The organism is Streptomyces sp. NRRL F-5122, from assembly GCF_001507435.1.
GTDB lineage: Bacteria > Actinomycetota > Actinomycetes > Streptomycetales > Streptomycetaceae > Streptomyces > Streptomyces lannensis.
In genome coordinates this window covers 73460-99886 of the sequence record NZ_LMWH01000228.1, presented here as the reverse complement: position 1 = coordinate 99886, position 26427 = coordinate 73460, and the positions used below count along the sequence as shown (strand labels likewise).

Annotated in this window: 23 protein-coding genes and 1 pseudogene; 11 read left to right on the top strand and 13 right to left on the bottom strand. The window is 70.9% G+C overall.

Annotation, left to right across the window (positions count from 1 at the left end):
* Positions 1-421: 421 nt before the first annotated feature.
* Together ADL25_RS21360 and ADL25_RS21355 are read right to left on the bottom strand one after the other, a co-directional pair.
* Positions 422-3088, bottom strand: a complete 2667-nt coding sequence (locus tag ADL25_RS21360; RefSeq protein ID WP_059129361.1) for a SpoIIE family protein phosphatase/ATP-binding protein — start codon at positions 3086-3088, stop codon at positions 422-424.
* 595 nt (positions 3089-3683) lie between these two features.
* On the bottom strand, positions 3684-4478 hold the full coding sequence (locus ADL25_RS21355; protein ID WP_079050503.1) for a phytanoyl-CoA dioxygenase family protein: 795 nt from the start codon (positions 4476-4478) through the stop codon (positions 3684-3686).
* A 206-nt stretch (positions 4479-4684) separates the two neighbouring features.
* Here ADL25_RS21355 and ADL25_RS21350 point away from each other — a divergent pair, with 206 nt between their 5' ends.
* Both ADL25_RS21350 and ADL25_RS52235 read left to right on the top strand, forming a co-directional pair.
* A complete protein-coding gene (locus tag ADL25_RS21350; protein ID WP_059129635.1) occupies positions 4685-5560 on the top strand; it encodes a class I SAM-dependent methyltransferase in 876 nt (291 codons plus the stop codon).
* A gap of 75 nt (positions 5561-5635) precedes the next feature.
* Complete coding sequence (locus ADL25_RS52235; protein ID WP_059129359.1) at positions 5636-5992, top strand: hypothetical protein; 357 nt, start codon at positions 5636-5638, stop codon at positions 5990-5992.
* On the opposite strand, the gene ADL25_RS21340 is transcribed toward ADL25_RS52235, so the two are convergent.
* The 4 genes from ADL25_RS21340 to ADL25_RS21325 form a co-directional block, all read right to left on the bottom strand.
* Complete coding sequence (locus ADL25_RS21340; RefSeq protein WP_059129358.1) at positions 5976-6671, bottom strand: glycoside hydrolase family 75 protein; 696 nt, start codon at positions 6669-6671, stop codon at positions 5976-5978. The two genes, ADL25_RS52235 and ADL25_RS21340, sit on opposite strands and share 17 nt — an antisense overlap.
* A 273-nt stretch (positions 6672-6944) precedes the next feature.
* A complete protein-coding gene (locus tag ADL25_RS21335; RefSeq protein WP_059129357.1) occupies positions 6945-7781 on the bottom strand; it encodes an aldo/keto reductase in 837 nt (278 codons plus the stop codon).
* Between the two features lie 544 nt (positions 7782-8325).
* A complete protein-coding gene (locus ADL25_RS21330; RefSeq protein ID WP_059129356.1) occupies positions 8326-10152 on the bottom strand; it encodes an AMP-dependent synthetase/ligase in 1827 nt (608 codons plus the stop codon).
* Positions 10153-10430: 278 nt separating this feature from the next.
* Entirely contained in the window at positions 10431-11915 is a 1485-nt protein-coding gene (locus ADL25_RS21325) for an MFS transporter (RefSeq protein WP_059129355.1), read from the bottom strand.
* A gap of 110 nt (positions 11916-12025) precedes the next feature.
* Here ADL25_RS21325 and ADL25_RS21320 point away from each other — a divergent pair, with 110 nt between their 5' ends.
* Positions 12026-13006: an Lrp/AsnC family transcriptional regulator gene (locus tag ADL25_RS21320; RefSeq protein ID WP_059129354.1), complete on the top strand. Its 981-nt coding sequence runs from the start codon at positions 12026-12028 to the stop codon at positions 13004-13006.
* A gap of 64 nt (positions 13007-13070) precedes the next feature.
* On the opposite strand, the gene ADL25_RS21315 is transcribed toward ADL25_RS21320, so the two are convergent.
* Positions 13071-13625 carry a TetR/AcrR family transcriptional regulator gene (locus ADL25_RS21315; protein ID WP_059129353.1) on the bottom strand — a complete coding sequence of 185 codons (555 nt, stop codon included), beginning with the start codon at positions 13623-13625 and terminating at the stop codon, positions 13071-13073.
* A 302-nt stretch (positions 13626-13927) separates the two neighbouring features.
* Between ADL25_RS21315 and ADL25_RS21310 the strand changes: the two genes are divergently transcribed.
* Entirely contained in the window at positions 13928-15064 is a 1137-nt protein-coding gene (locus ADL25_RS21310; protein WP_063805697.1) for an ABC transporter permease, read from the top strand.
* Between the two features lie 23 nt (positions 15065-15087).
* Here ADL25_RS21310 and ADL25_RS21305 read toward each other — a convergent pair whose 3' ends face one another.
* Positions 15088-15696 (bottom strand): flavin reductase family protein, encoded by a 609-nt coding sequence (locus ADL25_RS21305; RefSeq protein WP_059129634.1) that lies wholly within the window; start codon positions 15694-15696, stop codon positions 15088-15090.
* Positions 15697-15798: 102 nt separating this feature from the next.
* Entirely contained in the window at positions 15799-16662 is an 864-nt protein-coding gene (locus ADL25_RS21300) for a LysR substrate-binding domain-containing protein (protein WP_059129352.1), read from the bottom strand.
* 160 nt (positions 16663-16822) lie between these two features.
* On the opposite strand from ADL25_RS21300, the gene ADL25_RS21295 reads away from it, so the two are divergent.
* Both ADL25_RS21295 and ADL25_RS21290 read left to right on the top strand, forming a co-directional pair.
* Positions 16823-17836, top strand: coding sequence for a bile acid:sodium symporter family protein (locus tag ADL25_RS21295; RefSeq protein ID WP_059129633.1), 1014 nt, complete (start codon positions 16823-16825; stop codon positions 17834-17836).
* Positions 17837-18238: 402 nt separating this feature from the next.
* Positions 18239-18766 carry an isochorismatase family protein gene (locus tag ADL25_RS21290; RefSeq protein ID WP_059129351.1) on the top strand — a complete coding sequence of 176 codons (528 nt, stop codon included), beginning with the start codon at positions 18239-18241 and terminating at the stop codon, positions 18764-18766.
* A gap of 28 nt (positions 18767-18794) precedes the next feature.
* On the opposite strand, the gene ADL25_RS21285 is transcribed toward ADL25_RS21290, so the two are convergent.
* Entirely contained in the window at positions 18795-19514 is a 720-nt protein-coding gene (locus tag ADL25_RS21285) for an SDR family oxidoreductase (RefSeq protein WP_059129632.1), read from the bottom strand.
* 140 nt (positions 19515-19654) lie between these two features.
* Between ADL25_RS21285 and ADL25_RS21280 the strand changes: the two genes are divergently transcribed.
* The gene (locus ADL25_RS21280; RefSeq protein WP_059129350.1) at positions 19655-20470 is read left to right on the top strand and encodes a LysR family transcriptional regulator; all 816 of its coding nucleotides are present in this window, start codon (positions 19655-19657) and stop codon (positions 20468-20470) included.
* Between the two features lie 13 nt (positions 20471-20483).
* Here ADL25_RS21280 and fdhD read toward each other — a convergent pair whose 3' ends face one another.
* The 3 genes and pseudogenes from fdhD to ADL25_RS21270 form a co-directional block, all read right to left on the bottom strand.
* Positions 20484-21332 carry a formate dehydrogenase accessory sulfurtransferase FdhD gene (gene fdhD, locus ADL25_RS21275; protein WP_059129349.1) on the bottom strand — a complete coding sequence of 283 codons (849 nt, stop codon included), beginning with the start codon at positions 21330-21332 and terminating at the stop codon, positions 20484-20486.
* A 7-nt stretch (positions 21333-21339) separates the two neighbouring features.
* Positions 21340-21503 (bottom strand): annotated as a pseudogene (locus ADL25_RS46395) (Fe-S-binding domain-containing protein); the annotation flags it as partial.
* Positions 21504-21618: 115 nt separating this feature from the next.
* A complete protein-coding gene (locus tag ADL25_RS21270; RefSeq protein ID WP_059129348.1) occupies positions 21619-22590 on the bottom strand; it encodes a 2-dehydropantoate 2-reductase in 972 nt (323 codons plus the stop codon).
* A gap of 221 nt (positions 22591-22811) precedes the next feature.
* Here ADL25_RS21270 and ADL25_RS21265 point away from each other — a divergent pair, with 221 nt between their 5' ends.
* The 4 genes from ADL25_RS21265 (at position 22812) to ADL25_RS21255 (ending at position 26148) form a co-directional block, all read left to right on the top strand.
* Positions 22812-24137 (top strand): OFA family MFS transporter, encoded by a 1326-nt coding sequence (locus ADL25_RS21265; RefSeq protein WP_059129347.1) that lies wholly within the window; start codon positions 22812-22814, stop codon positions 24135-24137.
* Positions 24112-24240, top strand: coding sequence for an MFS transporter small subunit (locus ADL25_RS51595; protein ID WP_267889270.1), 129 nt, complete (start codon positions 24112-24114; stop codon positions 24238-24240). The genes ADL25_RS21265 and ADL25_RS51595 overlap by 26 nt, the downstream gene beginning before the upstream one ends.
* A 158-nt stretch (positions 24241-24398) precedes the next feature.
* Positions 24399-25346 carry a beta-ketoacyl-ACP synthase III gene (locus tag ADL25_RS21260; RefSeq protein ID WP_059129346.1) on the top strand — a complete coding sequence of 316 codons (948 nt, stop codon included), beginning with the start codon at positions 24399-24401 and terminating at the stop codon, positions 25344-25346.
* Positions 25347-25473: 127 nt separating this feature from the next.
* On the top strand, positions 25474-26148 hold the full coding sequence (locus tag ADL25_RS21255) for a GntR family transcriptional regulator (RefSeq protein WP_059129345.1): 675 nt from the start codon (positions 25474-25476) through the stop codon (positions 26146-26148).
* Positions 26149-26427 lie beyond the last annotated feature (279 nt).

The window sequence follows — 26427 nt, the reverse complement described above, 5'->3', positions numbered from 1 at the left end:
GCGGTCACGGAGAACGTTTGTCATCGGGCCGCCGGAGCGAACGACCGGTGCCGTCGGTGTGCGGGCCGCCGTGCGTCCGCGGACAGCGCCTCGGCGTGGTCGCGGAGTCGGGGAAGCGGTCGGGGTCGGGGCCGCTTCACGCCCCGGGCCACGCGTTTCGATCGGCCGCCGAGTTCGCGCGCGGGGGCGGGGCGGCGGGTCCTTCGCGGCGCTTCCCGGCCCCCTGGTCTGCAGGCCTCCTCGGGTCCACTGCGACGACATGGTCATCGAGGTCAGCGTACCTGGCGCCTTCGTGGTACGACGGCTTGTGCGAGCGCCTGCGATCAGCGCGTATCCAGGGCGGACCGGCGGTTTGCCCTTCCCCGTCCGGCCGCTGTGCGCGGCGTGTCGTCCACGGCGGCCGGCGGCCCCGCGCGGCCCCTCACAGAGCCGTGTCGTCAAACTGGTCGAGCAGCATCTCGCCGAGGTCCTCCGCCTCGGACGCGGCGCCGCCGCGCAGCGACTGCTCGGCCCAGATGACCTTTCCGGTGGGGGTGTAGCGGGTGCCCCATCGTTCGGTCAACTGGGCGACCAGGAAAAGTCCGCGGCCGCCCTCGTCGGTGACGTTGGCCCGGCGCAGGCGCGGCGATGTGCTGCTGCCGTCGCAGACTTCGTAGATCAGGGTGCGGTCGTGGATCAGGCGGACGGTGATGGGGTCGCTGCCGTAGCGGATGGCGTTGGTGATCAGCTCGCTGAGCACGAGCTCGGCGGTGAAGGAGATCTCCTCCAGGCCCCACTGCGCCAGCCGGTCGGTGCAGGCGCTGCGCACCGACGACACGGCCGCCGCGTCACAGGGCACATGCCACTCGGCGATCCGGTCGGGGTCGAGCCTGCGGATGCGGGCCACCAGCAGGGCGATGTCGTCCTTGGGCCGGGCGGGCAGCATGGCGTCCATCACCGCCGCACACGTGGCCTCAGGGGTGCGATCGGGCCCGGTCAGAGCAGCGCGCAGAGCCGCCAGGCCGGCGTCCAGATCGTGGTCCGCGCCCAGGACGAGGCCGTCGGTGTAGAGCACCAGCCGGGATCCCTCGGGCAGGGTCAGGTCGGTGCACTCGAAGGGCAGTCCCGCGCCCAGTCCGAGTGGCGTGGAGACGGGCACCGGGGGGAAGTCCACGGTCCCGTCGGGATGGACGAGGGCCGGTCCCGGATGGCCGGCGGTGGCGATGACCAGATGGCCGGAGGTGGGGTCGTAGACGGCGTACTGACAGGTCGCGCCGGTGATCCCCTGCTCTTGCCCTTCGTCCGCGTCGATCTGGGCGACCAGCTCGTCCAGCCGGGCCAGCAGCTCCTCCGGGGGCATGTCCAGTCCGGAGAAGTTGTGCACGGCGGTGCGCAGCCGGCCCATGGTCGCGGCGGCATGCAGACCGTGACCGACCACATCGCCGACGACCAGCGCCACCCGGGTGCCGGACAGCGGGATGACGTCGAACCAGTCCCCGCCCACCCCGGCCTGGGCCGGGAGGTAGCGGTAGGCCACCTCGAGGGCGGACTGCTCGGGCAGCTCCTGCGGCAGCAGCCTGTGCTGCAGGGTCACCGCCATGGCGTGTTCCCGGGTGTAGCGGCGGGCGTTGTCGATGCAGACCGCGGCCCGGGTGCCGAGTTCCTCGGCGAAGGACACGTCCTCGTCGTCGAAGGGCGGGGAGGCGCCGGCCCGCCAGAACATCGCCATCCCCAGTACCACTCCGCGGGCCCGCAGCGGGACCACGAGCAGGGAGTGGATGCCGTGGTCGATGAGCTGCCGGGTGCGTTCGGGATCCTGGGCCCGCCAGTCCCTCAGCGTGCGCAGATCCTTGACCAGGAGCGTCCGGTTGGTGGCCATCGCTGCGGCGACGGGATGGGCGTCGCCGAAGGGGATCGGCTCGCCGAGGGGGTACAGCAGGTGGGACCTGTCCAGGCCCGCGACCGCGACACGCCGCAACGGCGCGGTCTCGTCGGAGGACTCCTCGCCGCGCAGTACGGGGTCCAGCAGCTCGACGGTGGCGATGTCGGCGAACCGCGGCACCGCCACCTCCGCCAGCTCCTCGGCCGTGTGTGTGACATCCAGCGTGGTGCCGACCCGGATGCCGGCGTCGTAGAGCAGCCTCAGGCGTTCCCGCGCGCCCTCCGCCCTGCCGGAGAGGGCGCGCAGCTCGGTGGTGTCGCGCAAGGTCACCACGTATCCCGCCGTTCCATGGGGCGCGGTGGGCCGCTTGTTGATCGCCAGGAGCCGGTCGCCCGCCAGGTACACCTCGTCGGTGACCGTGCGGTCGGAGACGAGCAGCGCGGCGATGTCCGCATCCAGCCCGAGCCCGCCGACATCACGCTGCTCGGCGTCCGCCGGGAGGTCCAGCAGCCGGCGTGCCTCGTCGTTGGCCAGCACCAGCCGCCCGTCGCAGTCGAGGATCAGGACCCCTTCCCGGACGGCGTGCAGTACCGCGTCGTGGTGCTCGTACATCCGGGTCATCTCGGCCGGCCCCAGGCCATGGGTCTGCCGCCGCAGTCGCCTGCTCACCAGTGCCGCGCCGCCCGCGGCGATGACGAGGGCCCCGGCGGCGCCCCCGAACAGGTACGGCAGCTGCTGGTTCATGCTGTGTTGGACCTTCTCGACCGTGACGGGCACGGCGACGACCGCGACGACGGAGCCGTCGGGTGCCCGCACGGGCACCGCCGAGACCACGGAAAGCCCCAGGGATCCGTGGAAAGTGCTGGTGAACGCCCTGCCGTCGGCCGCCTGCCCGTAGGGGCCGATGACATGCTTGCCGATCTGGCTCGGGTCGCTGTGGGTGAGGGTGACCCCGTCCAGCGTGTACACGATGATGGCGTCGACGCCCGCGGCCTTCCGGGCCGCCTCGGCGTCCGGTTGCAGCACCGCGGTCGGGTCGGGACTCTTCAGGGCCTCCACGATCCCGGGCGCGTGCGCGAAGGTCTGTGCGGTCGCGAGCGTCCTGTGCTCGGCATCGGCCATGCTGTCGCGCCGGGCCTGGATCACGAGGGCGACCAGCGCGGCGGCGACGAGCAGCGCCACGACCAGCAACTGCAGAAGGAAGACCTGGCCCGCGAGGCTGCGCATGTTCAGTACCGGGTGCAGGCGCCACGGTCGCCACCATCTGCGCCTGCGAGAGGGCCGGCCGCGGTCCTGCCCCTGGTGCCCATCGACGGGGCGGGGAGGCCCACCGGTCCGATGGCCCCGGGGCGCGTCCGACGCCCCACGACCACCGTGACCAGAAACTCCGCGCATACCCCTTTTGTATCGCTTCTTGGCCGATGACCACGGGGTGTGGGCGTCACGGACCGGCCGGCACGGCGTGGCGGTGAGCTGTCCTCGGAGCGCCGCGGACCCGGCGTACGGCACGTCCGCCCGGTCCGCCGGGACAGGTCGCGGCGCCCGCCGACCCGCCGTATCCGCGCTGTGCCGCTGAGCCGACCGGTGTGCGACGAGGTGACGGGCAGCGGCACGACGTGGTGGGTGTGCCGCCGGGCCGTCCCGTACGTCGCCGCGTCATCCGGCCGTGTCGATCGAGCGGGAACCGGACCGTATGACCGATGCCGCCGTCACCGGTCCGGACGGTAACACGGCTTCCGGCGGTACGGCCGAGGACCGCGCACCGCCTCGAGCCCGTCGCGTCGCCCGGAGCGGAGGGTGCCGTCCCGGTCCGCCTCGGTCGTCAGACGACGTCGGTGGGCCGGGGCCCGCCTCCGTGGGCCAGACCCTCACGGATCGCGAACTCCACGGCCGAGTAGTCGCCGTCCTGCCGCTCCAGCTCGCACGGCACCGTCGCGTACAGCGGCGGCTGCGCCATGAAGCGGGGGCGCGTGCCGTGGTGGGGCTGGGCGGCGTGGACGAGGAACGGGTGGCAGAGGTAGACGTCCCCGGGGCGCCCGGTTGCGTAGTCGATCGGGCGGTGCGCGGAGGCGGCGTCGACCTTCGGCCCGAGCTCCAGGAAGGAGGCGCCGCGTTCGCCGTACGGCTCCAGGACCGGCGGTACGTCGAGATGCGAGCCCACGCGGATACGCGTCGGGGCATCCTCCTCACCGACCTCGGAGAACAGGAAGAGCATCAGCAGGGCACGGTCCTTCGACCACAGGTTCGTGTGCCAGAGAGTGGCGCCCTCCGGCAGATAGCTGCCCTCGATGTGCCAGCCCGCGTCGTCCGGCTCCTCCTCGTGCGGGAAACGCAGCGGAAAGCTGCCGAGCGCGTACCGCGGTTGCCAGCGGTGCTCACCGCACAGCAGGTCGAAGGCCTCGTGCAGCGCGGGGGAGTTGGCCGCGGCGGCAAACGGGCCCTGCGCCATGGCGGACACCCAGTGCACCGGGTCCTTCCAGGTGCCGGGGTCGTCGGGGTCGTACCCGGTCTCCTTCCACAGCAGCCGCGCGCATCCCTCGGCGACGCGCGGGGGAAAGGCACCCTCGATCTTCACGAACCCGTCCCGCAGGAAGCGTTCCACCGACTCGTCGTCCATGAGGTACATCGTGGGAGACGGCCGGGACCGGGCGCATCCCGTTTTTCCGGGGCCGGGCGCATGCCGTTCATGGCGAGGCCCGTGCGGATGGTCCCGCCGCACACCGTGCCGTTTCCGGAGGCGCGTTTGCCGGACCGGCAACGGAACTGGCCGTGCCCCGGTGCGTGGGCCCAGTCTGGGAACCTCCGGACGAGAGGCTCATGACCATGGCACACCACCACCACGATCACGACGACCACACCGACATCGACTGGGCCGTGATGGCTCCCCTGCTCGAGGCGCAGGCCGAGCTGTTCACCCCGCTGTACGAGAGTGCCATGGCCTGGCTCGCGCAGGAGGTGCCGGGACCGGGCCTGGTCGTCGACTCGGGCAGTGGGCCGGGTGTCGTCTCCTGCTTGTTCGCCGAGGCGTTCCCGAGCGCGCGGATCGTCGCGGTGGACGGCTCCGAGCCGCTGCTGGAGCGGGCGCGAGCCCGGGCGGAACGGCTGGGACTCGCCGATCGCTTCGGCACGGTCGCGGGTGAACTCCCCGAGGCCCTGGACGACCTGCCCTATCCGGCCGACCTGTTGTGGGCGAGCAACAGCCTGCACCACCTCGCCGACCAGCGGGCCGCCCTGGCCGCGTTCGCCGGGCGGCTGGCGCCCGGCGGCACCCTCGCCCTGCTGGAAGGCGGGCTGCCCGCCCGGTTCCTGCCGCGGGACATCGGCTTCGGCCGTCCGGGGTTGCAGGCGCGGATCGACGCGGTGGAGGCCGAGTGGTTCGCGCGGATGCGGGCATCGCTGCCCGGCGCGGTCACCGAGGCCGAGGACTGGCCGGCGCTGCTGTCCGCCGCGGGTCTGAAGCACACCGGTACCCGGAGCTTCCTGCTGGACCTGCCCGCACCGGTCTCGGACCGGGCGCGCGCCTATGTCGTCGCATCCCTGAGCCGGCTCCGCGAGGCACTGGAGGAGGATCTCGACCGCGAGGACCGTGCCACGCTGGACCGGCTGCTCGACCCGCAGGACGAGGCGAGCGTGCACCACAGGAGCGATGTGTTCGTGCTGAAGGTGCACACGGTGTACACGGCCGTACGGACCGCCTGAGACCGGTCGCCCCTGGCTCGGAGAGCGCTCGAGGTGGTGAAATTCCCCCGGCTTCACCGAAATACGGGGGCAATCATGACCGGCTCCCCGGTCGCACTCGTCGAGCGCGGTGGCGGCGGGGTCGGCGCCGCCGGTGCCCGGCGGCTTCTCGACGCCGGGCACCGGGTGGCCGTCACCTGGTGCGGTGAGGAGCGGTTGCGCGGCTTCACCGTCCAACTCGGTCGTCCCGATGGCCTGGTGACGGTCGCGGGGAGCGCCGCCGACCGTATCGCCGGCTCGATCGTCCGGGCGATACGGCGGCCCGAGGGTGTCGACGCCGACGCCGTGGTCGTACGTCCGATCGGGCTGCCGAGTGAGGGGCGCCGGCCGCCCGGTACCGCGGAGGACCGCGACGCCGGGCGGGCCGGGCCTTGTTTCAGTTGTTCTGGATGAACTGCTGGGCCAGCGACTGGCCGAGGGAGACGGCCGCGCTGTGACTCTCGATCGGCGACACCTGCGAGTTCTTGAACAGGATGTACGTCACGCCCGAGTCCGCACCGCCGGTCTCCGGGTCCGGGTCGATACCGAGAGCGTTCGCGGTGGCGTACGAGGCCTCGCCGATGATCTGCGTGGGGCCGGTGTCACCGACGACCGCGTACTCGACCTTGTTGTTGTAGATGACGGCCACCACGCCGCCGCCCTTGATGCCGGCGCTGGAGTACTTCCAGATGCTGCTGGAGCTCGGCACGACGACGTACGGCAGCGAGTCGGCGCGCAGGGGCCTGCCGTCGGACTGGTGGAAGGCGGTGTCGTCCTGGAACCAGGGGTCGGTGTCGCCGTTGCAGTTGGCCGTGACCTGGCCGTCGCAGTCGATGTCCATGTCGGCCTTCCAGAACACCGCGCCGTTCTTGCCGCACACGGGGATGGTGGCCGAGGTCTCGTCGTCGGTCTTGTACTTGCCGTTCGATATCTGCGAACAGGACGTCACCTTGGCGAGCAGGGCGGACGCGCTGACGGTGCCTTCCTGGGGGGACTTGGGGGCGGCCGCTCCCGATGCGTTCGTGGGGAGCACCGCGGTGGCGAGAAGTGCGGCGCCGGAGGCCGCGGCGAGGGTCAGTGTTCGAGTGCGCACTGTGGGGGACCCTTCTGTTAGGAAAGTTTCCTTACCGGGTGCCGTACAAGGTGGACCGACTTACATGACCGCGTCAACCCCCTTGAGGCAAAGGGGATTTCGGCGACGGTCGGTCCTGCGCACGAAGGGCCGGATCACCGTCGGCGCGCAGTCCGCTGACCACCGGATTCTCGGGTTCCGCCTCGGCCGGACCGGTGTGGAGGCCACCCGCGGGCCGGCCGGGACAGATCGGTGCCGGGCCCCGGCGGCTCCACGAACGGGTGCGCGGCGGCGTCAGCCCACGTCGAAGGTCGCGGGGTCGGGGCCGAGGCGGCGGTCCTCGTTGAGCGCGCTGATCGCCGCCATGTCCTCGGTGTCCAGCGAGAAGTCGAAGACCTCGATGTTCTCCCTGATCCGGTCCGGCGTCACGGACTTCGGGATCACGACGTTGCCCAGCTGGATGTGCCAGCGCAGCACGATCTGGGCGGGGGTGCGGTTGTGCTTCTGGGCGATGGCGATGATCGCCGGGACCTCGAGGAGGCCTCTGCCCTGGCCGAGCGGGGACCACGCTTCGGTGGTGATGCCCTCCTGTGCGTGGTACTCGCGCGCCGCGTGCTGCTGCATGTGCGGATGCAGTTCGATCTGGTTGACCGCCGGGATGAGCGAGGCGTGGGCGATCAGCGTGCGAAGGTGCTCCGGAAGGAAGTTGGAGACGCCGATCGCCTTGGCGCGGCCGTCGGCGTTGAGCTTCTCCATGGCCTGGTACGTCTCGACGAACCTGCCCCGGGACGGCAACGGCCAGTGGATCAGGTAGAGGTCCACATACTCCAGGCCGAGCTTCTCCAGCGACACGTCGAGCGCGCGCATCGCGGGGTCGTACCCGTGGTCGGCGTTCCAGAGCTTGGTGGTGACGAAGAGGTCCTTGCGCGGGATGCCCGAGGCGGCGACCGCCCTGCCGACGCCTTCCTCGTTGCCGTAGATCGCCGCCGTGTCGATGCTGCGGTACCCGGCCTCCAGGGCGGTGGCGACGGCGCTCTGCGCCTCGTCGTCCGGCACCTGCCAGACGCCGAAGCCCAGCTGGGGCATCGCGACGCCGTTGTTCAGGATGATCGGAGGGACCTTGCTGCTCACGAGCTCTCGATCCTTCAGTCGTGGGGTGGTATTCCCATGGTCGACGATCACGACCGGACCTGCATTCCTGGCCGGGCGTGTCCTCGGGGAACATCGGTGACGGCCGTGGATTGGCCGGAAATGGCTCCGACTCCGTCGGCGGATCATTGACCGGGGCCCGCCGTCCCGAGACCCTGTATCGCGTGACCGAACGCGTTGATGAACCCGGTGCATACATGTGAACACACCGGCTGCCCGGGCCGTTCCCCGGACCTCCCACCCCCACCGCGGAAAGCAGGTAAGCGCCCTGGTGATCGCACCCCGATCGCGGCCCCCGTTCACGACGACCAACACGTGAGTTGCACGGCCGGGTCGCCCGTCTCGCGGCCGGGCGCGCCCGGTGCAGGGACTTCCTCCCGTTCGAGGGGGCAGCGCGATGTGACGCCCGGTCATGGTGACTCAGGTGCCCCGGGTGGAGCGGCGGCGTCGCCTCGTACGGTCCCGGCGAGACCCTCGGCGCGGCAACCGGCCCTCGGCGCCGGGCGACCCGCGGTCGGCGACCGGTTCAGGCCCGGTAGAGCGCCTCCACCTCGGTCGAGTACGCGGTCTCGATCGCCTTGCGCTTGAGCTTCAGCGACGGTGTGAGCAGTCCGTGCTCCTCGGTGAACTGGTGCGCGAGGATACGGAACGTGCGGATCGACTCCGCCTGCGAGACCAGGGTGTTCGCCGCGACCACCGCGCGTCGCACCTCGGTCTCCAGATCCGGATCGCGAACCAGATCGGCCGGGGGCATGTTCGGCTTGCCGCGCATCTGCAACCAGTGCTCCACGGCCTCCGAGTCGAGCGTGACGAGGGCCGCGACGTAGGGCCGGTCGTTGCCGACGACGATGCACTGCGCGACCAGCGGATGGTCCCGTACACGCTCCTCGAGCACCCCGGGCGAGACGCTCTTGCCGCCGGAGGTCACGAGGATCTCCTTCTTGCGCCCCGTGATGGTGAGGAAGCCGTCCTCGTCGAGGGAACCCAGGTCACCCGTCGCCAGCCAGCCGTCGTGCAGGGACTCGTCGGTGGCCTTGGGGTTGTTGAGGTAGCCCTGGAAGACATGGCCGCCGTGCAGCCAGACCTCGCCGTCGTCCGCGATGTGCACGGTCGTACCCGGGATGGCCTGGCCCACCGTGCCGTACCGGGTGCGCTCGGGCGGGTTCGCGGTCGCCGCCGCGGTCGACTCCGTCAGCCCGTACCCCTCGTATATGTGCACACCGGCGCCGGCGAAGAACAGCCCGAGTCTGCGGTCCATGCCCGAGCCGCCCGACATCGCGTGCCGCACCCGGCCGCCCATCGCCGCGCGGATCTTGGCGTAGACGACCTTGTCGAAGAAGCCGTGTTGCATCCGCAGGCTCGCCGACGGGCCTGGGCCTATGCCCCACGCCTTGGACTCCATGGCGTCCGCGTACTTGACGGCGACCTCGACCGCCTTCTCGAAGGGGCCGGAGCGGCCCTCCTTCTCGGCCTTGCGGCGGGCCGCGTTGAAGACCTTCTCGAAGATGTAGGGCACGGCGAGGAAGAACGTGGGCTTGAACGCGGCCAGGTCGGGCAGCAGCGCGGCCGCGTTCAGTTGGGGCTGATGGCCGATCTTGACCCGGCCGCGGATGCACGCGACCTCGACCATCCGCCCGAAGACGTGGGCCAGCGGCAGGAACAGCAGTGTGGAGGCCTCGTCGCCCCTCTTGGAGTGGAAGACCGGCTCCCAGCGTTCGATGACCGTGTCGCCTTCGAACATGAAGTTGCCGTGCGAGATGACACAGCCCTTCGGGCGGCCGGTGGTGCCGGAGGTGTAGATGACCGTCGCCGTCGAGTCGGGGGTGACCGCCTGCCGGTGCCGGTGCACCACCTCGTCCTCGATGTGCGCGCCCGCGTCGTACAGCTCCTGCACCGCACCCACGTCGAGCTGCCACAGCCGGTGCAGCTGGGGCAGCCTGTCGATGACCGTGGCGATCGTCATCGCGTGGTCCTCGTGCTCCACCATGGCGGCCGACACCTGAGCGTCGTACAGCATCCAGAAGACCTGCTCGGCCGACGAGGTGGGGTAGATGGGCACCACCTGGGCGCCGATCGTCCAGAGGGCGAAGTCGAAGAGCGTCCACTCGTAGCGCGTACGGCACATGATGGCGACGCGGTCGCCGAACCGGACCCCGTGCGCCAGCAGCCCCTTGGCGAGCGCGAGGACCTCGTCGCGGAACTCCGCGGCGGTCACATCACGCCACCGGCCTTCCCCGTCCTTGCGGCCGAGGGCGACACGGAGCGGATCTTCCTGGGCATACTCGAAGATGACATCGGCCAGACCGCCCACCGGCGGCGCCGATGCCAACGGAGGGTTGGTGAACTCGCGCAATCCCACTCCTTGTGGCGCTCCGCACAGCGCCGTGAAAGCTACCCCAACGCACGGCCGGGCGGGAGGGGGGTGTTTTCCGGGGCATTCGCCGCAAACGCACAGGTCAGCCAAGGAAAATGACCGCACATGGGGTGGCGTCGGGCGCATTTCCCTACGGCGCCGTAGGTTGTTGACCCTTAATCTCCACGGAATCTGTGCGACGCATTTACTGCTCCCTGCACCCTACTCGCGAGTATCACCGGGCGGTGGCCGGTTGTCGAGACCACCGCCCGCGCCGTTCAGCTCGGCGCCGCCGTCTTCTCCAGCACCTCGGGCGCCGGTTGCACGACCGCGGCTCGCGGCTGCCGCAACAGGATCAGCACCAGGGCACCTGCCACAATCCCCGTCAGACCCGCCCCCACCAGAGCCGCGTTGAGCCCCGAGGCGAACGTGGAGCGCAGCGTGTGCTCGGGGAAGACACCCCGCAGGGCCGCGGCCCCGCCGCCCGCAAGAGCGTGCGCCGAGTCGTGCGACATCGTGGTCTGCATATGGGACGTCAGTACGGTGCCGCAGGCCGCGACGCCGAGGGCATACCCCAACTGACGGAACGTATTCACCGCTCCGCCCGCCATGCCCGCGCGCTCGGGTGGCACGGAGGCGAGCGCCGCTCCGGCCACCGTGGGCGACACGAGGCCGGTGCCGACGCCCACCAGGACGAGCCCGGGCACCAGAGTGGTCCAGGTGCTGCTGGCGTCCAGCACGGCCTCGCAGAGGGTGCCCGCACCGATCAGGAGGATGCCGGCGCCGATGGTCAGCCGGGCCTGCACCCCGTGCAGCAGCCGGCCGACCAGGATGGCGACCGTCATGGACGCGAACGTCAGTGGCAGCAGTGTCATCCCCCCGTGCACCGGGCTCATGCCGAGCAGCGTCTGCGTCCAGATGGAGAAGTACGGAGTCATCCCGAACGCCACGCCGCTGAAGGCCAGCGCGCCCGTCATCACGCCCACGAACGCGGGCTTGCGCAGCAGCGTCAGATCGAGCAGGGGATGGGCCACCCGGCACTCCACCATCACGAACAGCGCCAGGGCCAGCGTCGCGAGCCCGAACGAACCGAGCGTCGTGGCGGAGGACCATCCGTCCACGCCCGCGCGCACCACGCCGTAGGTGGTGCAGCCCGCGAACCCCGCGAAGGCGAGCGTGCCCGCCCAGTCGATCCGCATGCCGCGCGGGCCCCGCGACTCCGGTACCGCCCGCAGCATGAGCACCACCGCGGCCACGCTGACCGGCAGGTTCACGAAGAAGATCCACCGCCATCCGGGTCCCTCGGTGAGTGCGCCACCGAGGACCGGTCCCACCGCCGCGGCCGAGCCGCTGACGGCGCCCCAGATGCCGAGCGCGGCGGACCGCTGCCGTCCGCGGTAGACCGAACCGAGCAGCGGAAGTGTCGTCGCGTACATCGCTGCCCCGCCCACCCCCTGCAGCGCCCGGGCCGCGACCAGCGTGCCCGGCCCGGAGGCGAGCCCGCACATCAGCGATGCCGCGGCGAACAGAGCCACACCCGCGATGTGCACCCTGCGCCGTCCGAGGATGTCGGCCGCGGCCCCGATCCCGAGCAGCAGTGCCGCGAGTGCGAGCGCGTACCCGTCGACGACCCACTGCAGATCGTTCAGGGAGGCGTGCAACGACCGCGCCATGTCCGGCAGTGCGACGACCACGATCGTCGCGTCCAACAGCAACATGAATGTGCTCAGGCACACCGCTGTGAGCGGCCCCGATGTGCGCATGTCTCAACTCCCTCTGCGATGGATGCGTGTGACTCCCTACGATGAGCGGCAAGCGGCCGATCGCAGCGCAAGGCAACGCTGGGCGTCGGAATTCGACGAAGGAAGGTCCGATGGAGAGGGAATCCCTCACCCTCGACAAGCTCGACCTGCAACTGCTGTCGGCGCTGGAGATCGACGGACGGGCCTCGTTCAGCCGGATCGCGGCGGTGCTCGACGTCTCCGACCAGACCGTGGCACGCCGGTATCGCAGACTGTGCGCCGAAGGAGGGCTTCGCGTCGTCGCGCTGCGGGACGCCCACCGCCTCGGCCAGGACCAGTGGATGCTGCGCGTGCGCTGCGCCCCGGACACCGCGCTGACCATCGCGGACGCCCTCGCCAAGCGCCCCGACACCTACTGGATCGGGCTCGCCTCCGGCGGCACGGAGGTCCTGTGCCTGACCCGGCCGCGCACCCGTGGCGACCACGACGATCTGCTGCTCGCCAAGCTGCCACGGACCCCGAGTGTGGTGGAGATCCGCGCCCATCAGCTGCTCCACCGTTACTACGGCGGGGTGAACGGCTGGATCCGCAAGTTCGGCGTGCTCACGGACGATCAGATCGCCGCTCTCCGGCCCGGTCCGCCCCCGGGACCGGGCCCGGTCGGCATCGAACCGGAGGACGAACCCCTGCTGGCCGTGCTCGAGCGGGACGGACGCGCCACCCACCCCGAACTCCAGCGCGCCACCGGCCGCTCCGAGTCCGTGGTCAAACGCCGGCTGAACGCGCTGCTGGCCTCCGGTGCGGTGTACATCGACACGGAGTACAACGCGGACCTGTTCGGCCACTCCGTCGCCGCCGTCCTCTGGATCACCGCCGCGCCCGCCGCCCTGCACTCCGTCGGCGAGGCCCTCGCCACGCACCCCGAGATCGCCCATGCCTCCGCCACGGCCGGTCCGTCGAACATCGTCGCGACGGCGGTGGTCAGGAGCACCCAGGAGCTGTACGCCTATCTGAGTGGACCTCTCGGCCGGCTCGAGGGCGTACAGCACGTGGAGACGACGCCGTTCCTGCGCCGGGTCAAACAGCTCACCTATCAGCGCCCGTCGCGTTGACCGGCGGGTGCCCGGCCTCCGCAAGCAACCGCTCTCGCGGGTCGGCGGCGGCCGGCGCTCTCGCTCACAGACTCAGCAGCCCCCGCACCAACGGCAGCAGTTCGGTCGGGTCCGCCGCCGCCAGTTCCTCGAAGGCCCCGGCGCCGCGGCCCATGATCACCCCGATGAACGCGGCCGTCGCCACCTCGGCACGCAACCGCGGCCGGTCCAGACCCCGCGCCGTGAAGTGTTCCTGCAAGGGGGCGATCATCCTGGCCTCCAGCGCTTCGTGCGCGGCCTTCTGCACGGCCGGATCCCGGGTCGGCTGGACGGCGACCTGGAACACGGGGCCCGGACCGAGCCGCCCGACTCGTTCGAACAGGTCGAGCACCCGCTCGGGGTCGGCCAGGGACGGCAGCGTGCCGTCGCCCTCCTCGGCGCGCAGGACGGCAATGAAGAGCCGGGCCTTGCTCCCGAAGTACCGGGCGATCAAGGCCTGGTCCACTCCCGCGCGCTCGCCGATGTCCCGCACCGTGGTGCGTTCGAAACCGCGCTCCGCCAGCAACTCGCGCGCGGCCTGGAGCAACCGCTCCTTGCTGCGTGCGGAGTCCCTGCGGTGCGCGGGCTTTCCGGTGCTCATCGACGGAGACGGTCCCTCCTCGTGCGGTCCCCCGCCTGCGACTCTGCCATGACGGGCCGATCGCCGGCGCACGGGGAGTGAGTCGCGTCACGCCGACGCGGACCACTACGAGGTGAGGTAGTAGCGTCTTCGCTTCCCCCCTTGCCCCGTCGCGCGCCGGGCGGAACGGCGGGAGCGCGGACGTCGGCGGATCGCCATCTACTAAGCACCCTCGTATGTACGGGGAATCGGTCGGGCGCCGGAATTCTCTACATTGCTATGTCAGCAAGTGCTGACTTGGCGACCCATCAGGAGATGTGCCCGTGCATCAAGAGGGATTCACGTCCGCGACGACGGGCCCCGATGTCGTCCCGCCTTCCTGGGCGTCCACGGATCCGGAACAGCGCGGAAACCGGTCCCGGCACCGGGCGCATCCGCAGTCCGACGCGGCGCCGGTGCCGCGCGGTCTCACCGGCACCAAGGCGGTGCTGATGCCGGTCGTCACCGTGCTGACCATCGGCCTGGTGTTCGTCTCGGTCTTTCTCGCCGCCTTCCATACGCCGAGGGCCCATCGCCTGCCGATCGCGGTCGCCGCCTCGGACCGGGCGGCGGCACTCTTCGACGTGAAGCTGCAACGGGTGGCGCCCGACGCCTTCCAGGTGGAGCGCTATCAGGACGCGGACACCGCCAGGTCGGCCGTCGAGCACCGCCGGGTGTACGCGGCCTACGTGGACACCACCGGCTCCCCGCGCCTGCTCTACGCGGGCGCCAACGGCCTCGCGGTCACGGCGATGGTCACTCCGCTCGGCCGCGACGCCCACGGGGACACCGGCACGATCCAGGTGCGGGACATCCTTCCGCTGTCGAAGGGGGACAGTCGCGGACTGTCCGTCTTCTACGCCTCCTTCGGGCTCGTCCTCGCCGGATTCCTGTTCGGCCAGATGACGTACCAACTCGCGCCGAGGCTCTCGTTCAGGCAACGAGTGGTCAGCCTCGGGATCTTCGCGGTGGCGGGGGGCCTCGCCACGGCGCTCATCGCGTCGACGATCTTCGATGCGATCCCGGGCTCCTTCCTCTCCCTCGTGGGGGTCATCACGCTCATGGCGGGAGCGGTGGCGGCCGGAACGGTCCTTCTCATCCGTGTCTTCGGCCCCGTCGGTGTCCCGCTGGGCTCGATCTTCATGCTGGTGATGGGCAATGCCACCAGCGGCGGAGTCCTGCCACCCTCCTTCCTGCCGGGCTGGCTCCAGCCGCTGGCCTCGGTGATGCCCGCGGGTGTCGGGGTGCGGGCCATCAACGGCCTTGCGTACTTCCACGACGACGGTGTCGGCAGCGCGGTGGTGATCCTGTCCTGCTGGGTCGTGCTGTGCGTCGGAGCCGTCTTCGGACTCGACCGCATCGCCGCCTCGCCGGGCATCGTGCATGTCGCGCACCGCGGGAAGCCCCCTGCGCACGCCTGATCCCCGCCCGGCGCGGATCGGGCTCAGTGCGTGCCGGGTTCCTCGTACGGGATGCGGCGCAGGTGCAGGATCTCGCCCAGCGTGCCCCATTCGTCGCCGCCGAGCTTGGTCAGCGGCTGGAGCGACCGGCTGTCGGGGCGGCCGCCGACGAGGCAGCCCTCGTCCACGGCCGCTTGGACCACGCGTCCGAAGACCAGCGTGGAGTTGCCCATGCGCAAAGTGGTGTGCGACCGGCATTCCAGTACCACGGGGGAGGCGGCGACCCTCGGTGGACGTACCCGTCGGCTGTCCTCGCGCTCGACGCCGGCGGTCTCGAACTCGCTGATCGACCGGGGCTGGTCGATGGCGGTGGCGTTGATCACCGCCATCAACGGGGCGGGGGAGAAGTTGACGACGAACTCACCGGTGTCCTCGACATTGCGCAGGGAGTCCTTGCGGCCGATCGAGGTGAACTGCACGATCGGCGGATCGGTGCTGGCGATGCTGAAGAAGGAGTGCGGGGCGAGGTTCTCGGTGCCCGCGTCCGTGGTGACCGTGGACACCCAGGCGATCGGGCGGGGCACGACGACGGACGTCAGGAACCTGTAGAAGGAGTCGGTGCTCATCTCCTGGGGGTCGAACTCGACGCGCATGGCGACCAGTATGGAGCCGGACACGTTCCGTCACGGTCAAGACGCGGCCCACGGCGAGGGGTGCGAGGTTCCGTGGCGGACCTCCGTCCGTACCGGCCCTCTTCAGCGCCGGTGTAGTCGGTCCCCCGCCGCCAGGACCGCCCCCGCCAGAGCCTGGGCGGCGGTGCGGGCCGGGCCCTGACGGGGGCCGTGCGCCAGTACGAAGTCGATCTCGCCGAGCTCCGGCAGCCCGGCACGCTCGGGTACGCGCACCAGGCCGGGCGGCACCAGTCCCCGGGCGTGCGCCATCACGCCGAGGCCGGCGCGGGCCGCCGCGATCAGACCGTTGAGGCTGCCGCTGGTGCACGCGATGCGCCAGGCCCGGCCCTGATTCTCGAGGACCTCCAGGGCGCGGGCGCGGGTGATCCCGGGCGGTGGGTAGACGATCAGCGGAACCGGCCGGTCGGGGTCGAGGCGCAGCCGCTCGGCGCCGATCCACACCAGTCTGTCGTGCCAGACCAGTTCGCCGCGCCGGTCCTCGGGTCGCCGTTTGGCGAGCACCAGATCAAGACGACCCGCCGCGAGGCGCTCGTGCAGCGTGCCGGACAGCTCGACCGTCAGTTCGAGGTCGACCTCGGGATGGTCGTACCGGAACGCCTCCAGGATCTCCGGCAGCCGGGTCAGCACGAAGTCCTCCGAAGCGCCGAACCGCAGCCGGCCGCGCAGCCGGGTCCCGGTGAAGAACGCCGTCGCCTGCTCGTGGACCTCCAGGATCCGCCGTGCGAAGCCGAGCATGGCCTCGCCGTCCTCCGTCAGTTCCACGGAGTGCGTGTCCCGGGAGAACAGCTGCCGTCCGGTTGTGTCCTCCAGCCGTCGTACGTGCTGGCTGACCGTCGACTGGCGCAGCCCGAGCCGCCGGGCGGCCTGAGTGAAGCTCAGCGTCTGGGCCACGGCCAGGAACGTGCGCAACTGGGAAGGGTCGTACATCTTCCCCACGTTATCGCGGAGCGCGATAACAGTCAGAGCGGTATACCGGATTCCCGATCGGCGGCCGGAAGAGGACGATGGGGAGGGCACGACCGTGTCCGGCACGGAACGTACAGCGAAGCAATGGAGCACAGTGAAACGCCTGCAGTGGCCGTCGTGGATGCCCGTCGATCCGTTCATCGTCCTGCTGCTGGGAACGGTGGGGCTGGCGGCTCTCTTCCCGGCCCGGGACACGGCCGCCGATGTGGCGTCCGGTGCCTCCACGGCCGCGATCGCCCTGCTCTTCTTCCTGTACGGGGCCCGGCTCTCCACGCGTGAGGCGATCGAGGGGTTCAAGCACTGGCGACTGCACGTCACGGTGCTGGCCAGTACGTTCGTGGTCTTCCCGTTGCTGGGTCTTGCGGCGCGTGGACTGGTGCCGGTGCTGCTGACCCACAGCCTCTTCACCGGACTGCTCTTCCTCACCCTCGTCCCGTCCACCATCCAGTCCTCGATCGCCTTCACCTCGATCGCGCGCGGAAACGTGCCCGCCGCGATCTGCGCGGGCTCCTTCTCCTCGCTCGCCGGCATCGTGATCACCCCGCTGCTCGCCGCCGCGCTGCTCGGGGGCAGCGGCGGTGGCTTCTCGGCGGACTCCCTGATCAAGATCGTTCTGCAACTGCTGGTGCCCTTCGTCGCCGGGCAGGTGCTGCGGCCGTGGATCGGCGGGTTCATCACCCGGCACAAGAAGGTGCTCGGGGTCGTCGACCGCGGCTCGATCCTGCTGGTCGTCTACACCGCCTTCAGCGAGGGCATGGTCCAGGGCATCTGGCACCAGGTGAGCCCGCTCAGGCTGGGCGGACTCCTCGTCGTCGAGGCGGTGCTGCTCGGCGTGATGCTGCTCCTGACCTGGTACGGCAGCCGGGCGCTGGGCTTCGCCCGTGAGGACCGGATCGCGATCCAGTTCGCCGGGTCCAAGAAGTCCCTGGCCTCAGGTCTGCCGATGGCCAGCGTCCTCTTCGGCGCCCACGCCTCGCTGGCCGTCCTCCCGCTGATGCTCTTCCACCAGATGCAGCTCATGGTGTGCGCGGTGATCGCCAAGCGCCGCTCCCGCGACCCCCGGAACGCGCCGGTCGCCATCGCACCGGCCGCGACGTCACGCACGGCGGTCGGTACGGGGGCGCGTTTCCGCTGAGGTTCGCCCGGGCGAGGCGTGCGTAGCACCCAGTGAATTTCGGAGCGTGCCCTGGACCGGAGCCGGCCGAGGACGCCTGCGGCCACGGTGTGCTCCGGCCGTGTGTGTGACCGTAGGCGCCGTGGACGCGCCGAACCACGGCCCTGCCCCCGGGCAGCTTCACCCGGGAGTGGGAGTCGTCGTCGGTGCGCGTGGCGGCGTCGGAGTTCCGTGCCGATCCTGCGTCGAGCGTGGCTCCCGACCTCCGCTTCCGAGCCGCGCGAGCCGTCCCTCGCCGGGAACGTGGCCCGCCTTCCCCGGCGGAGCCGTTCGGCGCGACGTCGATCACTGAACGCGACCGGTTCACGGATATGTTGATCGGGATTTCCGGTACGGACGGCTGACGGGAGATAACGTTCCGTCATGAACGCACCCCTCGCGCTCGACCCAGCGCGCACCGCCCTTGTGCTCGTCGACCTGATGGAGCGCATCGTCGCCCTGCCACTGGAGCCCCGCAAGGGCACGGAAGTCCTCGCCACGGCGGAGGAACTGGCCGGCGTGTTCCGGTCGGCCGGCGCCCCCGTCGTCCTCATCCGTGTCGAGCGTCCCAGCGTGGCCGAGCAGCCGCCGGGCAGCGGCCTGGTGCCCGGCCTGCTCCGGGACGGCGACGTGGAGGTGGTGAAGGGGACGATCGGCGGCTTCCAGGGCACCGACCTGGACGAGCGCCTGCGCGAGCGGGGCATCCGCACCCTGGTTTTCGGCGGCATCGCCACCAACCTGGGTGTGGAGTCCACCGCCCGCGCGGCGGCGGACCTCGGCTACGAACTCGTCTTCGTGGAGGACGCCATGACGGCGTTCACCGCCGCCGAGCACGAGGCGTCGGTCAGGTTCGACTTCCCACGGCTGGGGTCGGTCGCGACCGCCTCCCACGTGCGCCTGACCACCGCATGAGCCTCGGGCGCCCGACCAGCGCCCGACCTCAGACCAGTACCCCGCCGCCGTCCACGACCACCACCGACCCGGTGCTGTAGCCGCCGCGCATCAGGTAGAGGTACGCCTCGGCGATGTCGGCGGGCTCGCCCACCCGTCCCACCGGCAGCGACCCGGCGGAGGACTCGTACAGCCCCTTCCGGTCCTCCTCCGGCAGATCGCGCCACAGATCCGTGCGCACCACGCCGGGGGAGACCACGTTGACGCGGAGGGGGGCGAGCTCCAGGGCCAGGGCCCGGGTCAGCGACTCCATCGCCCCGCACAGGCTCGCCGCCACGGTCGTGCCGGGCATCGGCCGGCGCCCCGCCGTCCCGGTGGTGAGCACCACGGAGCCGCCCTTGCGCATCAAGGGGGCACCCTGTTTGACGGCCGTGTAGGCGCCCCACAACCGGGTGTCGAGGAAGCGCCGGGCCCGGTCCAGGTCCGACTCCAGGAAGCCCTCCATCAGCAGCGACTCACCGGCCGTGTAGACCAGGTGGTCGAAGGCGCCGACGCGCTGGAAGAAGGCGCCCACCGCCGCTTCGTCCGTCGCGTCGAGCACATGGCCCTTGGTGCCCTGCGGCAGCCGCTCCAGCGCCGCGTCCACGCTCTGCTGCCGACGCGAGGCGACCACGATGTCCGCCCCCTCCCGCCCGGCGGCCTCCGCGACGGCGAGACCGATGCCCGACGTACCGCCGATCACGACGATCCGCTGTCCTTGCAGGCTCATGTCGATGTCCCTTCCCTGCTCGACCTCACGTTTGTCCGACGTCGTCCAGCCTGTGGCCCCGGCCGCCCCGCAGTCCAAGACCTCTTTTCGCGGTGGCGATACCCTGAAGGCATCGCCACCGCACGACGGAAGGGGCGGCCATGGATCTGGACCTGCGGAAGGTCCGCTACTTCACGGCGGTCGCGGAACAGCTGCACTTTGGGCGTGCCGCCGAGTCCCTGCACATCGCGCAGCCGGTGCTGAGCCGTCAGATCCGGGCGCTGGAGAAGGACTTGGACGTCCGCCTCTTCGAACGGGACAGTCATGGCGTCAGGTTGACGGCGGCCGGGCGCCAACTCCTCGACGATGCCCGGCATCTGCTGGCCAACGCGGCCGCGACCCGGCGCCGGGTGCTCGGCGCCGCACACGGGCCGCGCCGCCTCGTCGTCGGTTTCCGGGCGGGTGTCGTCGTCACCGGCGCCCTGCGCGCCTTCGGGGCGGTCCATCCGGACGTCGAGGTCAAGGCACGCCGCGTCGAATGGGACGACCAGGAACAGTCGATCCTGGACGGAACCGTGGACCTCGCTTATGTCCGGCGGCCGATCCGCGAGCAGGGCCTGACGCTCGTCGCGCTGTTCAGCGAGGCGCGGGTGGCGATGCTGCCCACGGAGCACCGGCTCGCCGGCAAACAGGAGCTCGCCCTCGCCGACCTGGAGGGCGAGCCGTGGCTGCGCTACTCCGATCCCCGGCCGGGCGATCTGCCGATCCGCACCGTCGAAGAGAAATTCGAGAGCGTGGCGGCGGGCGCGGGCATCACTCTCGTGCCCGAGTCGGTGGCCGAGCAGTACTCGCGCCCGGACATCGCCTACGTACCCGTCCGGGACGCCGAGCCCGACCAGGTGTTCCTCGCCTGGGAGGCCGGCCGTCGCTCAGCCCTGATCGCCGACTTCGCCCGGATCGCTCAGGAACGAAGCTGAGCCGGAGCGCGGGTCAGCCCCGGACTGCCGCGGTCTGCAGCACGATGCGGTCCTCCCCCGCGTACACGTTCATGGAACTGCCCCGCAGGAAGCCGACCAGGGTCAGGCCGGTCTCGGCGGCCAGGTCCACGGCCAGCGACGACGGGGCCGAGACCGCGGCCAGCACCGGGATGCCCGCCATCACGGCCTTCTGGGCCAGCTCGAAGGAAGCCCGGCCCGAGACCAGGAGCACGGCCCGCGAGAGGGGCAGGTCGCCGTTCTGCAGGGCGCGGCCGACCAGTTTGTCGACCGCGTTGTGCCGGCCCACGTCCTCACGGATGTCGAGCAGTTCGCCGTCCTCGGTGAACAGGGCCGCGGCGTGCAGGCCCCCGGTCCGGTCGAAGACCCGCTGGGCCGCCCTGAGCCGGTCGGGGAGGCTCGCGAGCAGCGTGGGGTCCAGCCGGACCGGGGGAGTGTCGGTGATGGGCCAGCGCGCCGTCGTCCGCACCGCGTCCAGGCTCGCCTTGCCGCACAGCCCGCAGGACGAGGTGGTGTAGACGTTGCGCTCCAGTGTGATGTCGGGGATCACCACGCCGGGCGCGGTCCGCACGTCCACCACGTTGTAGGTGTTGGAGCCGTCGACCGTGGCCCCCGCGCAGTACACGATGTTCTGCAGATCGCTCTGCTCGGCCAGCACGCCCTCGCTGACCAGGAACCCCGCCGCCAGCGCGAAGTCGTCGCCGGGGGTGCGCATGGTGATCGCGAGGGGTTTGCCGTTGAGCCTGATCTCGAGTGGTTCCTCGGCGACGAGCGTGTCGGGCCGGGCCGAGACCGCGCCGTCCCGGATGCGGATCACCTTGCGTCGTTCCGTGACTCGTCCCATGTCCTGATCAGCCCCGGTTCTGTACGTGCTGGCGGCCGAAACGGCCCTTGATGCCGAGGTCGCCTTCGGTCACCGGGTGGTCGTGCCGCGAGGTGACCTCGACGATCTCATTGTCCTGCACCCGCGGGGCGGGTCGGCAGCCGCTCCACGGTGGTCGCACACCGTGGTGGTACCCGCTCGCACCGGACCGCGCGCGGCGCCGCGCCCGCCGCCCGGGGCCGGCGGTGCACGGGAGACGGCGCGGACCGGTGCGGGGACCCGGGCCGGGTCCCCGCACCGCGTCGTCTCATGCGGCGCTCCTGAGCGCGAGCAGGTCCGAGATGGCGTGGACGGTGCGCAGGGTGGGCACCTCGACCTTGGTGATCTCCGCCAGTTCGACGACGGCCGCCAGCAGGACGTCGAGTTCGAGCGGTTTGCCGCGCTCCAGGTCCTGCAGGGTGGAGGTGCGGTGGTCACCGACGCGTTCCGCGCCCGCGAGCCGCCGCTCGATGGAGACGCCGACGGTGCATCCGAGGGCCTCGGCGACCGCGAGCGTCTCCTGCATCATGGTCTCGATGACCTTGCGGGTGCCGCCGTGCAGGCACATCTGGCGCATGGTCGCGCGGGCCAGTGCGCTGATGGGGTTGAAGGAGATGTTGCCCAGCAGCTTGAGCCAGATGTCGTTGCGCAGGTCCGGCTCGACGGGGCACTTGAGCCCGCCCGACTGCATGGCCTCGCTGAGTGCCTGACAGCGGTCCGACACACTGCGGTCGGGTTCCCCGATGGAGAACCGGGTTCCTTCGAGGTGGCGGACGACTCCCGGGGCCTCCAGCTCGGTGGCCGCGTAGACGACGCATCCGATGGCCCGTTCGGGCGCGAGCACCGCACTGACCGCGCCGTCGGGGTCCACACTCTCGATGCGATGGCCCTCGTAGGGGCCGCCGTGCCGGTGGAAGTACCACCAGGGGATGCCGTTCTGGGCGGCCACGACCGCCGTGGTGTCGTGCAGGAGCGGCTCGATCAGCGGCCCGCACGCCGCGTACGAGTTGGCCTTCAGGCCAAGGAACACATAGTCGACGGGGCCGACCTCGGCCGGGTCGTCGGTGGCGTGGGTGTGCGCGGTGAAGTCGCCACGTGGGCTGATCACCCGCACTCCGTCCCGCCTCATGGCCGCCAGATTCGGTCCACGGGCGATGAGATGCACATCGGCGCCCGCACGGTGGAGTGCGGCGCCGACATAGGCGCCGATGGCTCCGGCGCCGAGGACTGCGACTTTCACAGGAACACTCCGTTCGGTCGAGGGAGTACCGCGGAGGTGACGCGACGCGTCGAATCATGTCGACGAAATATTGTCTACAGTATGGAGATAGTGCGCGGCAAGGGTTCGCGCAGCGTCCGGAGCGGAGACGGCGACCGTTCGGCGCAGCCTGGATACCGCTCACCGCATACGGTCGACGCGACCGTTTTCAACAACCCGCGGGATTCGTACCGTCCGGGATCATGAGTCCTCCTGTTGCTCCCCCGGGATGGAGCCGTTGGCTGGTTCCGCCCGCCGCTCTTTCGGTCCACCTCTCCATCGGACAGGCCTACGCCTGGAGCGTGTTCAAGCCGTCGCTGGAGTCCGCACTCGACCTCAATGGCACCCAGAGTGCGCTGCCGTTCCAGCTGGCCATCGTGATGCTCGGTCTGTCGGCCGCGTTCGGCGGCACGCTCGTGGAGCGCAACGGACCGCGCTGGGCCATGACCGTCGCCCTGATCTGCTTCTCCTCCGGTTTCCTGATCGCGGCGCTGGGGGCGCAGACCGAGCAGTACTGGCTGATCGTCCTGGGCTACGGCTTCGTCGGCGGTATCGGCCTCGGCATCGGCTACATCTCCCCCGTCTCCACGCTCATCAAGTGGTTCCCGGACCGGCCCGGCATGGCCACCGGCATCGCCATCATGGGGTTCGGCGGCGGCGCGCTCATCGCCTCGCCGTGGTCGGCGCAGATGCTGGAGTCCTTCGGCTCCGACCACTCGGGCATCGCGCTCGCCTTCCTCGTGCACGGACTGTCCTACGCCGTCTTCATGGCGCTGGGTGTCCTGCTGGTGCGGGTGCCGCGCACCGAGAAGCCCGTGGAGGACGGGCCGAGCGCCTTCGAAGGGGTCCAGGTCTCGGCGGCGAGCGCCGTGCGCACCCCGCAGTTCTGGTGCCTGTGGATCGTGCTCTGCATGAACGTGACCGCCGGCATCGGGATCCTCGAGAAGGCCGCCCCGATGATCACGGACTTCTTCGCGGACACCTCCACGCCGGTGTCGGTCTCCGCGGCCGCCGGCTTCGTGGCCCTGCTGTCCGCGGCCAACATGGCGGGCCGTATCGGGTGGTCCTCCACCTCGGACCTGATCGGACGCAAGAACATCTACCGCGTCTACCTGGGCGTCGGCGCGGTCATGTACCTGCTGATCGCGTCGTTCGGCGACTCGTCGAAACCGCTGTTCATCCTGTGCGCGCTCGTGATCCTCTCCTTCTACGGCGGCGGCTTCGCGACGATCCCCGCCTATCTGAAGGACCTGTTCGGGACGTACCAGGTCGGCGCGATCCACGGCCGCCTGCTCACCGCCTGGTCCACGGCGGGCGTTCTCGGTCCGCTGATCGTGAACTGGATCGCCGACCACCAGAAGGAAGCCGGCAAGCACGGTTCGGCCCTCTACGGCCTCTCGTTCATGATCATGATCGGGCTGCTCGTCATCGGGTTCGTCGCCAACGAGTTCGTGCGGCCGGTCCACCCCCGCCACCACATCCCCGCACCACAGGAGGTCGCCGATGGCCGGCGAGAGCAGCCCGCCTGACCGCCGCGCACTGATCGCCCTCTCCTGGGTGTGGGTGGGTGCGCCCCTGTGCTACGGCCTCTACGAACTCGTCCTGAAGGCCAAACAGCTCTTCACCGGTTGAGGCCGAAGGGCCGTACGGGAGACCCCCGGGCGTCCGGGGGTCTGCGGGAAGCCGACAACAGGGGCGTCCCATTCCTGTCGGTTCACGTGCCGTCGTACCGGTGAGTCACTGATCAGACTGTGGATCCCGCTACCCGAGGCAATGAGGGGGATCCGCCCATGACCGGTTCGCGTATCGCCGCCGTCGGCCACTACCAGCCCGCCCAGGTCCTCACCAACGAGGACCTGGCGGGCGTGGTCGACACGAGCGACGAGTGGATCACGAGCCGGGTGGGCATCCGGACGCGCCACATCGCCGGGGCCGACGAGCCCGTCGACGAACTCGCCGCACACGCCGCGGCCAAAGCCCTCGCGTCGGCCGGCCGGGGGCCCGCCGACATCGACCTCGTCGTGGTCGCCACCTCCACCGCCATCGACCGCTCGCCGAACACGGCAGCCCGCGTCGCCGCCCGGCTCGGTGTCCCGTCCCCGGCGGCGATGGACATCAACGTCGTCTGCGCGGGATTCACCCATGCCCTCGCCACCGCGGAGCACGCCCTGCGCGCGGGCGCCGCCACTCGGGCGCTGGTCGTCGGCGCCGACAAGATGTCCGATGTGACGGACTGGACCGACCGTGCGACCTGCGTACTGGTCGGGGACGGTGCCGGTGCGGCCGTCGTCGAGGGGTGCCCTCCGGGCGAGGAGCCCGGGATCGGGCCCGTGCTGTGGGGGTCGGTGCCCGAGATGGGGCACGCGGTGCGCATCGAGGGCACACCGCCGCGGTTCGCCCAGGAGGGGCAGAGCGTGTACCGGTGGGCGACCACCCAGCTCCCGCCCATCGCGCGGCGGGTCTGCGAGCGGGCCGGGACCGCGCCTGAGGACCTCGCCGCGGTGGTGCTGCACCAGGCGAACCTGCGCATCATCGAGCCGCTCGCCGAGAAGCTCGGCGCGGTGAACGCGGTCGTCGCCCGCGATGTCGCGGAGTCGGGGAACACCTCGGCGGCGAGCATCCCGCTCGCGTTGTCCAAGCTGGTGGAGCGCGGGGAGATCTCGAGAGGCGACCGGGTGCTGCTGTTCGGCTTCGGCGGAAACCTCTCCTACGCCGGACAGGTCGTCCGCTGTCCGTGATGGGCCGACCGGTCGGGTGTGACAAGCCCAACTCGCCGTGCCCCTGGCCATGGTGCCCCGTAGACTGTAGACGAAAGACACTGGCCTTCCGGCCACCGCGCCGCCGTTGCCCTGGAGGGGGACCGCGATGTTGTCGACAGGACTGCCGCAGGGAGCGGTGCCCAAACTCGAGCGGCCCGGTCCGCTGCGCGACCGGGTCTACGAGGCGCTGCTCGAACTGATCACCACCCGCGCACTGCAGCCCGGCCAGCACCTCGTGGAGAGCGAGCTCGCCGGGCACCTCGGGGTCTCCCGGCAGCCGGTGCGTGAGGCGTTGCAGCGGCTGAACACCGAGGGATGGGTCGATCTGCGGCCCGCCCAGGGCGCATTCGTGCACGAGCCGACGGAGGAGGAGGCCGATCAGCTCCTGACGGTGCGCACGCTCCTGGAGGCCGAGGCGGCCCGGCTCGCCGCCGCCAACGCGGGCAGCGCCGGCATCGCGGCCCTGGAGGAACTGTGTGCTCAGGGCGAGGGCGCGGTGGCGAACGACGACGTCGACGGGGCGGTCGCGACGAACGCCCGCTTCCACGCGAAAGTGATGGAGCTGGCGGGCAACGCGGTGCTCGCCGAGCTCGCCGGCCAGGTCGACCGCCGGGTGCGCTGGTACTACACGCCGGTCGCCCGTCAGCGCGGCAGGCAGTCCTGGGTCGAGCACCGCGAACTGATCGCGGCGATCGCGGACCGCGACGAACAGCGGGCCACCCAGCTCATGCGCGAGCACACCGAGCACACACGACGGTCGTATCACGCACGGGCCAAGTAACGCCCGACAGCGTCTGACCGGCGGCCGCTTCCGGGGCGCAGGGGCCCCTCCGGGGCGGCCGTCCGTGCTGTTGTACGCGGCCTTGCCGTCGCGGCTTCCGCCTCGCCCCGCGCTTCCACGACCTGGCCGACCAGCGTTCGGGTGCGCGGATCCGCCCGGTGGCGAGAGGCCGGTCGCCGAGTGCGGGCTGCGGTCGCATGCAACAGGGTTGACCTGAAGCGAATCGCCACCCATCGGCCGGACTTGCCCCACGTCGCCGGATCGCTCGTCACCGACCGG